Source organism: Plantactinospora sp. GCM10030261 (assembly GCF_042666615.1).
Lineage (GTDB): Bacteria > Actinomycetota > Actinomycetes > Mycobacteriales > Micromonosporaceae > KBS50.
In genome coordinates, this window is record NZ_JBHTDD010000007.1 from 54,369 (window position 1) to 66,934 (window position 12,566).

At 73.8% G+C, this 12,566-nt stretch carries 8 protein-coding genes; 4 read left to right on the top strand and 4 right to left on the bottom strand.

What is annotated here, in order from left to right:
• Positions 1–23: 23 nt before the first annotated feature.
• The 3 genes from ACFQUZ_RS10785 to ACFQUZ_RS10795 form a co-directional block, all read right to left on the bottom strand.
• Complete coding sequence (locus ACFQUZ_RS10785) at positions 24–5,693, bottom strand: beta-ketoacyl synthase N-terminal-like domain-containing protein (RefSeq protein ID WP_377440809.1); 5,670 nt, start codon at positions 5,691–5,693, stop codon at positions 24–26.
• A 60-nt stretch (positions 5,694–5,753) separates the two neighbouring features.
• Positions 5,754–7,220, bottom strand: coding sequence for a tryptophan 7-halogenase (locus ACFQUZ_RS10790; RefSeq protein ID WP_377440811.1), 1,467 nt, complete (start codon positions 7,218–7,220; stop codon positions 5,754–5,756).
• A gap of 157 nt (positions 7,221–7,377) precedes the next feature.
• A complete protein-coding gene (locus ACFQUZ_RS10795; protein ID WP_377440813.1) occupies positions 7,378–8,346 on the bottom strand; it encodes a helix-turn-helix transcriptional regulator in 969 nt (322 codons plus the stop codon).
• Between the two features lie 57 nt (positions 8,347–8,403).
• Here ACFQUZ_RS10795 and ACFQUZ_RS10800 point away from each other — a divergent pair, with 57 nt between their 5' ends.
• The 4 genes from ACFQUZ_RS10800 (at position 8,404) to ACFQUZ_RS10815 (ending at position 11,340) form a co-directional block, all read left to right on the top strand.
• A complete protein-coding gene (locus ACFQUZ_RS10800; protein WP_377440815.1) occupies positions 8,404–8,949 on the top strand; it encodes a DinB family protein in 546 nt (181 codons plus the stop codon).
• A complete protein-coding gene (locus tag ACFQUZ_RS10805) occupies positions 8,946–9,596 on the top strand; it encodes a GNAT family N-acetyltransferase (protein ID WP_377440816.1) in 651 nt (216 codons plus the stop codon). Before ACFQUZ_RS10800 ends, ACFQUZ_RS10805 begins: the two co-directional genes overlap by 4 nt.
• 73 nt (positions 9,597–9,669) lie before the next feature.
• Positions 9,670–10,431 (top strand): vancomycin high temperature exclusion protein, encoded by a 762-nt coding sequence (locus tag ACFQUZ_RS10810; protein WP_377440817.1) that lies wholly within the window; start codon positions 9,670–9,672, stop codon positions 10,429–10,431.
• A gap of 39 nt (positions 10,432–10,470) precedes the next feature.
• Positions 10,471–11,340 (top strand): LLM class F420-dependent oxidoreductase, encoded by an 870-nt coding sequence (locus ACFQUZ_RS10815; RefSeq protein WP_377440819.1) that lies wholly within the window; start codon positions 10,471–10,473, stop codon positions 11,338–11,340.
• A gap of 9 nt (positions 11,341–11,349) precedes the next feature.
• Here ACFQUZ_RS10815 and ACFQUZ_RS10820 read toward each other — a convergent pair whose 3' ends face one another.
• On the bottom strand, positions 11,350–12,546 hold the full coding sequence (locus ACFQUZ_RS10820) for an endonuclease/exonuclease/phosphatase family protein (protein WP_377440820.1): 1,197 nt from the start codon (positions 12,544–12,546) through the stop codon (positions 11,350–11,352).
• Between the last annotated feature and the right edge of the window lie 20 nt (positions 12,547–12,566).

Below are 12,566 nucleotides of genomic sequence, written 5' to 3' on the forward strand. Positions count from 1 at the left end.
TTGTCCGGCCGGTCATCGAGTCCTCATCCTGGAAGGCCACCGGCTCCCGCACAACCCGGGTCGGTGAGGTGTCCGGCGATGTCGGTGACCAGTTGCCGCTCCTGATCGAGCAGATAGAAGTGGCCGCCGGGGAAGGTCCGCCTGTCGAAGCCGGCGGTGGTGGACGATCGCCAGTCGTCCATCCGGGCAACCGGCACGGTCGGGTCGCCGCGGCCGGCGTACCCGACCACCGGGCAGTCCAGCAGGTTCGCGGGGTCCGGCCGGTAGGTCTCGACGGCGCGCAGGTCGGCACGGGCGGCGCGCAGCATCATGGCCCGAAGGTCATCCCTGTCCCAGGTGGCGTCGGGGACACCACCCAGCCGGCGCAGTGCCGTCGCCAGTTCGTCGTCGTCGGCCAGATGCAGGCGTCCCTGCTCCGGGTGCCCCCGGGCGGGGAAGCCGGAGACGAACAGCCGTATCAGGGGACGCCCCGCACGGGCGCAGCGCAACGCCACCTCGCGGGCGACGGCGGCCCCCATACTGTGGCCGAACACCGCCACCGGTCGGGGGTCGGCACCCAGCACGGCCTCCGCCACGAGGTCCGCCAGCCGGAGCAGGTCGGCGATCGGCTCCTCGGCATGCCGGTCCTCCCGGCCCGGATACTGGACGGCGGCCAGCTCGACGGTGGGCGGCAGATACCGCGGCCAGCCACGGAAGAATCCCGCTCCGCCGCCCGCGGGCGGCAGGCAGACCAGCCGCAGTACGGCCCGTGGACGGTCCCCGAGCCCGCGTAACCACGGGTGCTGGAGTGATCCTGAGGTGGGCCGTGCCGGTTCGGTGGGCGGGCGCGCAACGACGGCGGGGTCCAGCGGGTCGGGCGGTTCGGTGCCGATCAGCTCCCGCAGGTGGCGGGCCAACCGGGCGGACGTGGGATGGTCGAAGACGGCGTTCAGCGGCAGGTCGGCACCCGTCGCCTCCGACAGCCGGTCCCGCAGTTCCAGGGCGGCGAGGGAATCGAGACCCGCGTCGGTGAACCGCCGGTCGGCGGCCAGCGTCTCGCCCTCCGGGTGGCCCAGCGCCCGGGCCGTCTCGATCCGGACCAGCTCCTCCAGGTCCTGCGGTGGGTGAGCGGCGGCTTCGGCCGCTTCGGCGGCTTCGGCCGCTTCGGCGGCTTCGGCCGGTTCGGCGTGCGTGGCGGGGTCGGCCGGTTCGGTGTCGGACCGGTTCGCTGGGGACAACCAGTACCGCTGCCGCTCGAACGGGTAGGTCGGGAGGTCCACCCGGCTGGCGCCGCTGCCGGCGAAGTACCGGGTCCAGTCCACCGGGAGTCCTCGGACGAACAGCCGGCCGACCGCCTCGATCACCGTGTCGACCTCGGACCGGTCCCGGACCACGGCGGCCACCAGGCCGTCGGCGTCCGTGCCGGGCCGGTTCGCCCGGGTCAGCGTGGCGAGCGTGCCGTCCGGGCCGAGCCCCAGGAAGGTTCGCACGTCCATCCCGTCCAGGGTCCGGAGACAGTCGGCGAACCGTCCGGGCTGGCGCGCGAGGCGCGTCCAGTGCCCGGGATCCCGGAGTTCCTCAGCGGTGGCGAGGGCACCCGTCACGGTGGACACCAGGGCCGTCGACGGCGGGCGGGCGGTCAGGCCGGCCACCACCTCGCCCGGGTCGATAAGCCTCCCGGCGGCGGCTCCGGCGAGCCTGCTCCGGGCGGCGACCAGCCGCGCCGCGTCCGCCAGGTCGAGCCCTCCGGCGACGTGTGCGGCGACGATCTCGCCCACCGAGTCCCCGCCCACCGCGTCCGGCCGGATGCCCCAGGACTCGAACAACCGGAACAGCGCCACCTCGGCCGCGAACAGCGCGGCCTGGCCGAACCCGGGCTGCCGTAGCGGTCCCGCCGTCGGCTCGCCGGCCAGCACGTCGGGTAGCCGTTGCCCGGCGTACCCCGGCAGCGCCTCGTCCAACCGGGCACAGGCGGCGTCGAACGCGTCCGCGTACGCCGGGAACCGCGCCCGCAGTTCGCGGCCCAGCCCGGGGTGTCGCCCGTCCCGGCCGCCGAACCAGATCACCAACCCGCCGCTCGCCGCGGCTCCGCGTACCAGCCCGGGGGCCGTGCCGTCGCGGGCGAGCGCGGCCAGCGCGGCCCGCCGGGCATCGCCATCCGGGACGTGCACGACGGCCCGCCGGTCGAGCGCGGCGCGGCCGACCGCCAGGGTGTAGCCGACATCCAGCGAGGTGATGTCGGTGCCGATGCGGTCCGCGTCCGCGACGGCGGCGGCGAGCCGCTCGGCCTGGGCCCGCAGCGCGGGTCCGGTGCGTGCCGACAGGACCCACGGGACCGGTCCCGGCACGCCGGCTGGCCGGTCATCCGCCGGGGAAGGCGGGCCGGCAGGTGCCTGTTCGACGATGAGGTGCGCGTTGGTGCCGCTGATCCCGAACGCGGAGACGGCGGCCCGGCGCGGTCGCGGCCCGGCCGGCCACTGCCGTGCCTCGGCCAGCAGGTCGACCGCGCCGGCCGACCAGTCCACCCGGTCGGTGCGGGGGGCGGCGTGCAGCGTCGCGGGCGCCACGCCGTGCCGCATCGCCAGGACGAGTTTGATGAGGCCGGCCACCCCGGCGGCGGCCTGCGTATGACCGAGGTTCGACTTGACCGAGCCGAGCCACACCGGCATGCCGGGCGGGCGATCCCGACCATACGTCGCCAGCACCGCGCCGGCCTCGATAGGGTCGCCGAGCGGGGTACCGGTGCCGTGCGCCTCGACGAGGTCGACGTCCCCGACCGCCAGTCCGGCGTCGGCCACCGCCCGCCGGATCAGCCGTTCCTGGGCCGGCCCGCTGGGCGCGGTCAGCCCGTTGGACCGACCGTCCTGGTTGACCGCGCTGCCCCGGATGACCGCGAGCACCGGGTGGCCGTGGCGTCGGGCGTCGGCCAACCGTTCCAGGAGCACCAGGCCGGCGCCCTCACTCCAGCCGACCCCGTCCGCGTCCGCGCCGAAGGCCCGGCAGCGGCCGTCCGGCGACAGCGCGCGCAGTCGGCTGAACTCGACGAACGCGCCCGGCGTGGCCATCACCGTGGCACCCCCGGCGAGCGCCAGCCCGCACTCGTCGCGGCGCAGCGACTGGACGGCCAGGTGTACCGAGACCAGCGAGGAGGAGCATGCCGTGTCGATGGTGACGGCCGGGCCGCACAGGCCCAGCGTGTACGCGATCCGGCCGGACGCGACGCTGCCGGCCGTACCGGTGCCGAGCAGGCCCTCCAGGTCCGCCGGGCGATGGTCCGGTGTCGTCGCGTAGTCGTGGCCGAGCAGCCCGACGAACACCCCGGTCTCTGTCCCGTCCAGCGAGCGGGGGTCGATACCGGCCCGTTCCGTCGCCTCCCACGCGAGTTCGAGGAGCAGCCGTTGCTGCGGGTCCATGGCCGTGGCCTCGCGCGGCGCGATGCCGAAGAACGGCGCGTCGAACCCGGCGGGGTCGGTGAGGAATCCGCCGTGCCGGGTGTACGAGGTGCCGGGGCGCGCCGGGTCGGTGTGGTGGAGCGCGTCGAGGTCCCAACCCCGGTCGGTGGGAAACCCGGACACCGTCTCCCGGCCGTCGACAAGCAGCCGCCACAGATCCTCAGGTGAGCCGACGCCGCCCGGGAACCGGCAGGCCATCGCGACAACGGCGATCGCCGCGCCGCCGGCCGGCCGGCTCGCCGGCCGCGGGTCCGGCTCCGGGTCCGGCTCCAGCCCGTTCTCCGGCTCCGGGGCCGGGGCCGGGGCCGGGGCCGGAGCCGGTGCCTCGCCCGGGTCCGATGGTTCCGGTGGTGGTGAGTCATCGAACATGCGATGGCACAGCAGCCGGGCCAGCGACGCGGGGGTCGGGTGGTCGAATACGACGGTGGCGGCCAGCCGTACCCCGGTCTGCTCCGCCAGGCGGTCCCGCAACCCGACCGCCGCGACCGAGTCGAGACCGAGGTCGGTGAAGGTCTGCCGGTCGTCGCCCGGCGCGGTCATGGCGGGTTCGCCGAGCGCGGCCGTTGCCGCGCGGACGACGGCGAGCACCTCGGCGAACCGCTGCGCGGGAGTCCCGGTCGCCAGCCGCCGGCGCAGGCCGGGGGCGTCGGCCTGCCCGACCCGCCGTGCTGCCGGGGCCCCGGCGCCGTCCGGCGGCGGACCGGCGGCCAGGACCGTCGCCGGCAGGCCGGCCAGCTCACCCCGGCGAGCCTTACCGGACGCCGTCCGGGGGATCCGGCTGACCGCGCGGACCTCGACCGGCACCTTCGGGTACGGCAGGCTCCGGCGGCACCGCGCCAGCAGGGCGAGCCCGTCGACTGGCTCGGACGCCGGCACCACGTACGCCACCGGCACCTCGCCCAGGGTCTCGTGCGGCCGGCCGGCCACCGCGACGTCCGCCACGGCCGGCAGCGGGCGCAGCACGTCCTCGATCTCAGCGGGATGGATGTTCTCGCCGCCTCGCAGGATGACCTCCCTGGTCCGGCCGGTGATGGCGAGGAACCCTGACTCGTCGCGGCGAGCCAGATCCCCCGTGTGGTACCAGCCGGCCCGCAGCGCCGCTGCCGTGGCCTCCGCCCGGCCGTGGTAGCCGATCATCAGGTTGGGGCCGTTGACCCACACCTCGCCCTCGGTGCCGGTCGGTACGTCCCGGCCAGCCCGGTCCACCAGCCGCACGCTCAGTCCCGGCAGCGGCAATCCGCACGAGCCGTCGATCCGGCTGCCGTGCACCTGGTTCGTGGTGATCGCCCCGCAGGTCTCGGTGCTGCCGTAGCTGTCCACCAGCGGAACGCCGAACGTCGCCTCGAAGGAGGAGACCAATGTCCCGCTGCCCGCCCCGGAGACCAGCGCTACCCGGAGGCCGGGCGCGGTGTGGCCGCGTTCCCGGCCGGCCCGAAGCAGGTGGTGGTAGGTGGTCGGCACGCCGGCCAGGACGGTCGGCGCCTCCCGGCGCAGCCGGTCCAGCACCTCGTCGGTGTCCGCGCCGGCGACGATCCGGGCGGTGGCGCCGAGCGCGGTCACGCCGACGACGCAGATCGCGTGACCCATGGTGTGGTGCAGTGGCAACGGACACAGCAGCCGGTCCCGCGCGGAAAGGTCGACCGCCGCCGCGCAGGCCGCGAACGACCACAGGAAACCGCGCTGACTGCTGAGCACGCCCCGCTGCCGTCCCGTGGTGCCGGACGTGTAGAGCAGCCACGCCGGCTCGTCCAGCCCGAGGTCGTCCCGCGCGGGACGGATAGGCTCGGCGGTGGCGAACGCCTCGTACCGCCAGCCGTTCACCCCGTCGTGACCCGCCGGGCCCGGCCCGTCCGTCGCACCGGTCACCACGGTGTGCCGGACCCGCCCGCCGCCCAGGGACGCGGACATCCGCCGCCACCTCGGCGGGTCCGTCACGACCACGCTGGCCCCGCTGTCGTCGAGGAGGTACGCCGTCTCCTCGATACCCGCCATCGGGTCGAGTGGCACGGCGATGGCGCCCGCCCGGCCGACCGCCAGGCACGCCTCCGCGGCGTCCACGCCGGCGCGGACGACGATCGCCACCCGGTCGCCCGGGTGGACGCCGAGCGTGGCCAGGTGGCCGCCCAGCCGCCGGGTACGCACGTCGAGGTCGCGGTACGTGACCGTCCGGTCCAGGTCGGCGAACGCCACCGTGTCGCCCCGGCGCTCGGCGTGCGCCCTGATCAACTCGGTCAGTGGCCGGATCAGTTCCGTGCGCAGCATCGTCACCTCCGAGCCGATGCTCGTCGTTCGGGTCCGCGGTCACCCGGCGGGCCCTGGCTGTCACGCCACCGGTGCGGGCTCCGGGACGGTCCACCGCAGACCGTCCTCGGAGGGGATCAGGCCGCCGGGCCGCGGGCCCTGGTTCGGCACCCCGCCCGGCACCCATTCCTTGGCCTCGAACAGCGGGTGCCGCGCGTCGAACCGGATGTGCCGGTCGGTGTCCCAGTCCGGGAACCGCCCCGCTGGCGTGCCCTCCTCGATTTCCGGCGGGTGCCAGATCGGCCGGTCCGAACCCAGCAGCGCGCCCTCGCCCGAGCCGAGTCCGCTGACCAGGCTGGTGAACGCCTCCAGTTCGGAGGCCGGATAGTTGATGAGCTTCTTGGCGGTCCAGAAGTACGACCGCTCGTCCACGTGCCGGTCATAGAACGAGACGAGAAACTCGTAGAAGTGCGCGTACTCGCGACGGTAACGGGACTCGAACTCGTCGAACGCCACGTCTTCGGCGAGGTCACCGGCGAGCGTGCTGTTGATGGACCGGGCAGCCAGCAGCGCGCTGTACGTCGCCAGATGCACACCGCTGGACAACACCGGGTCCACGAAGCACGCCGCGTCCCCGATGAGCACCATGCCGGGTCGCCAGAACCGGTCGGCGCTGTACGAGTAGTCCTTGCGCGTGCGGATCCGCCCGTAGACGCCGTCGGTCACCCGGCGAGCGGGAGCGAGAAGATCACGGACCATCGGGCATTCCTCGATCAGCGCGTACAACGCCCGTTCGCGGTCGCCCCGCACCTTGTCCGCCATCTCCCGGGACACCACGGCTCCGACGCTTGTGAGGTTCGGGCGTAGCGGGATGTACCAGAACCAGCCACTGGTGAACGCGGCCGTCAGGACATTGCCGGAGTACGGCTCGGGCAGCCGCCGGCCGCCTTCGAAGTAGCCGAACAGCGCGATGTTGCGAAAGAAGTCGGAGTAGATCCGGTTGCCGGTGACGGCGCGGAACGTCTGGCCGGTGTTGCCGGAGGCGTCGACCACGAACCTGGCCCGGGCCAGCCGTTCCCGTCCGGACCGATCCACGTAGCGCACGCCCTCGACCCGTTCGTCGCCGTGTACCACGCCCGTGACCGCGCATTCCTCGCGCACGTCGGCTCCGGTCCGGCGGGCGTTGCGCAGCAGGATGTGGTCGAATGTCATCCGCTCCACCTGGTACGACGGGATCCCCTCACCGAGGCCGGGCACGTCCTTGAAGTCGAGAACCCATGGCTCCGGCGCACTACCCCACCGGAAGTAGCCGCCACGCTTCACGATGAAGCCCGCGTCGCGCAGGTCGTCGGCGACCCCGAGCAGTTGGCAGGTACCCCGGACGGTCGCCGGCAGCAGCGACTCCCCGATCTGGTAGCGCGGGAACCGCTCCTTCTCCAGTAGCAGGACCCGGTGGCCCCGCATCGCGACGAACGCGGCCAGGGACGAGCCGGCCGGACCGCCGCCGATCACCACAACGTCGACGTCCTCGACACCGGGCTGTGTCATCGGCCATCTCCCATCCCGTAATCCATGGCCTGACGGGGGTCAACCCCGCCGGGTAACCCGTGACACGCGCGTCGACGTCGCTCGATGTAAGTCTAGTCCGGTCAGGCGTCCGGTGGACCTTGTCGCGCGGCAGGCCGCACGCTGGGAGAAGTCATGGTCACGCCGCGGGCTCCGCGATCGCCGCCAGCATGCGGCTGCCGACGGTCCGCAGCGCCTCGCGGAGTTCGGGGCCGCGGACGATCCGGTACGGCACGGGCAGCATCGCGAGCTGCCCGGCGTACCAGGTCGGGTTGCTGGTGCTGGCGATCAGCCGGCAGGTCCCGGTGCCGGCCGGCTCCAACCGGCCGAGCGCCGGGGGCAGCCACCGCACCACCGTCTCCACCGGCGCCTCGATGACAACCTCGACGTCGTACTCCCAGCCGACGGACAGGTGCGTCTCCAGGAGGGCGACCGGTTCCAGGCCCGCCGGTGGCTCGACGAGATCGTCCAGCACCGTCACGTCCGCGACCCGGTCGATCCGGTACGCCCGGGTGGCGGCCACGGCCAGTGACCGGCCGAGCAGGTACCAGCGGCCGTGCCGGACGACGACCGCCCACGGCTCCACGTCGATGACCCGTTGGGAGCCGGCCGCCGTCCGGTAGTCGACCCGTACCCGGCGACGGTCCGCGCAGGCCCGTACCAGGACGGTGGCGGTGCCCGGGTCGGGGCGGACGGCGCTCCGGTCCGGCGCCGGCGCGGCGGACCGGCGGACCAGCTCGGCCTGGGCGGCCACCGGCTCCGGAAGCGCCCGCACGATCTTGCCGAGCGCGCCGCCCACCGCGTCGGTCGGGTCGGTGGGGTCGTGGTGGCCGTCCAGCACGGCCATCACCAGGCCGAGTGCCTCCGTTGCGCTGAAGATCAGCGGTGGCAGCCGGAGGCCACGACCGACCCGGTAGCCACCGTGCGGCCCGCGGACCGACTCGATCGGGATGTCCGCCTCGCGCAGGATCTCGACGTAGCGCCGGACGGCCCGCGCGGAAACCCCCAGCTTGTCGGCGAGCCGGTCCGCGGTGATGCCCGGACTGGCCTGGACCAGTTCGAGCGCGAGCAGCGCCCGAGCGGTGGGGCTCGCGTCCGTATTCGTCATGTCGGGGTCGCCAATCCGGAAGTGGAACGTCCGGAACACAGCCTAGGCTCCCCGGCCATGGACGAGATCGAGCCGGTGCCGTTCACCCCTGCCGGCGACGAGACGCAGACCCTGCTGAGCACCCTCGACCGCATCCGCGCGACGTTCGCCTGGAAGTGCGGCGGCCTCGACGCCGCCGGCACCGCCGCGCGGCTCGGCCCCTCGACGATCACCCTGGGCGGGCTGCTCAAGCACCTGGCGCTGGTCGAGGACCACTACTTCTCCCACCTGCTGCTGGGACGCCCGTACGGGCCGCCGTGGAACCCGGAGTACGACGACACGGTGCCCGACTGGGAGTGGGTCTCAGCCGCCGACGACACCCCAGAGGAACTGCTCGCGCTGTGGCGGGCGGCGGTGGCCCGGTCCGGGGCGGCCGTCGCCGAGGCGCTCGCCGACGGCGGCCTCGACCGGCTCGCCGACCTGCCGGCGCACGGCGATACCAGGCTGAACCTGCGGCGGATCATGGCCGACATGATCGAGGAGTACGCCCGACACACCGGCCACGCCGACCTGATCCGGGAATCGGTCGACGGGCTGGTCGGCGAGGACCCGGCACGGCCATGACCACGGGCCCGAAACCGACATCAGGTCCGAGCCCGATCGCGGCGGACCAGGTCCGGATCGTTCCCGCCAACGAGGCATCCTGGGACGATCTGGGCGCCGTTCTCGGCACCGCCGACGCCGGCCGGTGTCAGTGCCAACGGTTCAAGGTCCTCGGTTGGATCTGGCGCGACTCCACGCAGGAGGAGCGGACCGCGATGCTGCGCGCACAGACCGCCTGCGACGACCCGGACGCGCCAGCGACAAGCGGACTGGTCGCCTATGTCGATGGCGAGCCGGCGGGCTGGGTGGCGGTCGAGCCACGTACGGCGTACCCCAAGCTGCGCACCACGCCGGTTCCGTGGAAAGGTCGCCACGAGGACAAGGACGATCACGACGTCTGGGCGGTGACCTGCTTCGTCGTCCGCAAGGGCTACCGGGGTCGCGGCCTCACCTACCTGCTCGCCCAGGCCACCGTCGACCACGCCCGCCGGCACGGCGCCCGGGCGGTCGAGGCATACCCGATGATCGTTCCGCCGGGCAAGAAGATCACCTGGGGCGAGCTGCACGTCGGTGCCCGACAGGTGCTCGAGGACGCCGGCTTCGTCGAGGTCAGCCACCCCACCCTGAGGCGGGTCGTGATGCGGGTCGACTTCCCGTCGCCCGGGTGACCCGGCCGCTACGATGGCCCGGGTCGACGGGCCGGTTCACGGGGGAGGACGGCGTGCGAGTCAGGATCGAGGCGTGACCTCGCCCAGGGACGAGGTGCTCGCCGAACCGGATGGCCCCGACGGGGCTGCGCCCACGGCCCGGCGGCGGCGCCTCCCGCGCCGGCTCCTGGTGTCGGCCGCCGCCGCCGCGCTCGCGCTGGCCAGCGGCCCCTGGCTGTGGACGACGGGCGCCGCGCGCGGCCACCTGTACGACGCCGCCGGCGCGCCGACGGCGGACGTCGTCATCGTGTTGGGTACCGCCGTCGCGGCCGACGGTCGGGGACCCAGCCCGCGGCTCGCCGGCCGGCTGGAGACCGCGGCCCACCTGCTGGCCAGCGGCCGGGCCCGGGTGATCCTGGTGTCCGGCGACGGCGCGGGAGCCTCCGGCGACGAGCCCGCGACGATGACGGCGTACCTGGTCGAGCGGCTCGGCGTCGATCCGCGTCGCGTCGTCGCCGACCCGTTCGGGCTGGACACCTACGACAGCTGTGCCCGGGCGCGCGAGGTGTACGGGATCGACCGGGCGCTGGTCGTGACGCAGTCCTACCACCTGTCCCGGGCGGTGACCCTGTGCCGGCACCTCGGCATCGACGCGGACGGGGTGACCGCGCGCTGTCCCGACTGCCCCACGACACTGGTGGTCGGCAAGTCCGTCCGGGACTACTTCGCCAGCGGCAAGGCGGCCTGGGACGCGGTCCGCCGCCGACCGCCGGCGGTCAACTCGCCGCAGAACTCCGACGTCCGGGACGCGGTTGCCGCGGCGGCGGGGACGGCGCGCCGGTCCGCCGGCGGCTAGGGTTGATCTATCGACGACGACGGCGGAGAGGTCCCGCGAATGAAGCTCGGCCTGCACTACTGGAACTTCACCACCCCGACCGAGCCATCGGCGATCGCGCCCACCCTGGCCGATACGGCGCGGCTCGCCGACCAGGCCGGCGTCGCGTCGTTCACGGTGATGGACCACTACTTCCAGATGGAAGGCTCGGCAGCTGTCGACGAGCCGATGCTGGAGGCGTACACCACGCTCGGCTTCGTGGCGGGGCTGACCGAGCGGATGACGCTCGGCGTCCTGGTCACCGGCGTGATGTACCGGCACCCCGGCCTGCTCGCCAAGATCGTCAGTAGCCTGGACGTGCTTTCCGGAGGCCGGGCCCGGCTGGGCATCGGCGCCTCGTGGTACGAGCGGGAGCAGCGCGGCCTCGGGGTGCCGGTGGTGCCGGTCGCCGAGCGCTTCGAGCGGCTGGAGGAGACGCTGCGGATCTGCCGCCAGATGTGGAGTGACGACAACGGGCCGTTCGCCGGCCGGCACTACCAGCTGGCCGAGACGTTGAACGTCCCGCAGCCGCTGCGCCGCCCCCATCCACCGATCATGATCGGCGGCGGTGGCGAGCAGAAGACGCTGCGCCTGGTGGCCCGGTACGCCGACGCGTGCAACCTGTTCGGCACCGGACCCGACGAGTTGGCCCACAAGTTCGACGTGCTCCGTCGGCACTGTGCCACCGAGGGTCGCGACTATGCCGAGATCGAGAAGACGGTGCTGGTCACGCGGCCCCCGTTCGCGGACCTCGACGCCTGGCTGGCGGAGGTCGCCGCGTACGCGAAGCTCGGGGTGACCGAGGTGCAGACGATGCCCGACCGGCATCCGGTCGAGTTCACCCAGCGGCTCGCCGACGAGGTCCTGCCGCGACTGGCCGACCTCGACTGAGGGCCGTCCCTATCGGTGCCGGCCGAAGACCACCAGGGCCGCCACGTGCCCCAGGTGGTCCGATGCCCAGCGGCCGTCCGGGGTCTGCCGCTCGGTGCCGAACCGCCGGCTCCACACCGGGACCACCGCACCGCGGATCATGATCATGTCTAGCCGGTGTTCGAGACTGGTCGCCGGTTGGTCCAGATCCTCGCCGAGGTCGGCGGTGAATCCCGGGTCGCGCGGGTGCAGTAACGGCCAGGTGTCGCGCATGCCGCCGGCCAGCAGCGTCAGGTACGCCGCCCGGTCAGCCGGGCTCGGCAGATCTGGTCCCGAGTTCAGGTCCCCCACGAGAACCGTCGACGATCGCCGGCGCAACGGCCCGCGGGACAACTCCGCCGCCTGCCGGGTCCGCACCGCCGGGTCCACGGCCTCCAGGTGGGTGTTGACGAACCGGATCGGGCGACCCTCGCGGGTCGCGTCCACCGCCGTCCAACCCCGGGTGAACGTCACCGTGTCCCCGGTGGCCCGGATGGTGGCGACCAGATTGCGGGTGAAGTGCGCCGCCGACGTTCCGGTCACCCGCAGCCGGCCACCACGCCGCACCAGGATCACGTCCCGCAGGGTGAGCCTGGCGTCCAGGTTGTGCGGTGCCCCGGCGGGAGCCTCCAGATCCGCCTCATCCAGTGCCACCGCGACGTCGTAGCGCAGACCCGCGCCGGCCAGTTCGGCCAGCAGCAGGGCCAGGTAGTCGTAACGCACCGTGGTGGCCGGTGCCGGATCCCCGATCGGTCCGGTCCGCCACAACGCCACCTCCTGAAGCCCCACGAGGTCGGGGCGGTGCTCGCCGATCTCCGCGGCGAACAGCCGGGCTCGGGCCGGAAAGTCGACCAGGTCCACGTGGTTGAGCAGGGCGGCGTTCGCCGCGAGGAACGTCGCGAGGTCTGGCGCCGCCACTGACGGGCCGAGGTCGCCGCCGAAGTAGAGATTCCGGGTCAGCACCCGCACCGTGCCGGGTGCCGTCGCCTGAGCGGGCAGCGGCGGCGGGCCGACGCTGGCCATGGTCGCCACGACGACGACGGCGACCAACCGCGTCGTCCGGTCCCGGATCCACCGCGCCACGTCGGTCACGCCAGCTCCCTCCGACGGCCACCGCGCCACCGGCGACGCGCCGGTGGCGCGGGAGGGCTCCCGGACGGTCAACGCCGTATCCGCCACGGTGGTCACGGGCACTTCCTGCCCCGGTG

Bases quoted from the DNA above. Each gene is read 5' to 3' on its own strand.
- ACFQUZ_RS10785 (WP_377440809.1), bottom strand. From the start codon at position 5,693: ATGCTGCGCACGGAACTGATCCGGCCACTGACCGAGTTGATCAGGGCG.
- ACFQUZ_RS10790 (WP_377440811.1), bottom strand. From the start codon at position 7,220: ATGACACAGCCCGGTGTCGAGGACGTCGACGTTGTGGTGATCGGCGGC.
- ACFQUZ_RS10805 (WP_377440816.1), top strand. From the start codon at position 8,946: ATGACCACGGGCCCGAAACCGACATCAGGTCCGAGCCCGATCGCGGCG.
- ACFQUZ_RS10815 (WP_377440819.1), top strand. From the start codon at position 10,471: ATGAAGCTCGGCCTGCACTACTGGAACTTCACCACCCCGACCGAGCCA.
- ACFQUZ_RS10795 (WP_377440813.1), bottom strand. From the start codon at position 8,346: ATGACGAATACGGACGCGAGCCCCACCGCTCGGGCGCTGCTCGCGCTC.
- ACFQUZ_RS10800 (WP_377440815.1), top strand. From the start codon at position 8,404: ATGGACGAGATCGAGCCGGTGCCGTTCACCCCTGCCGGCGACGAGACG.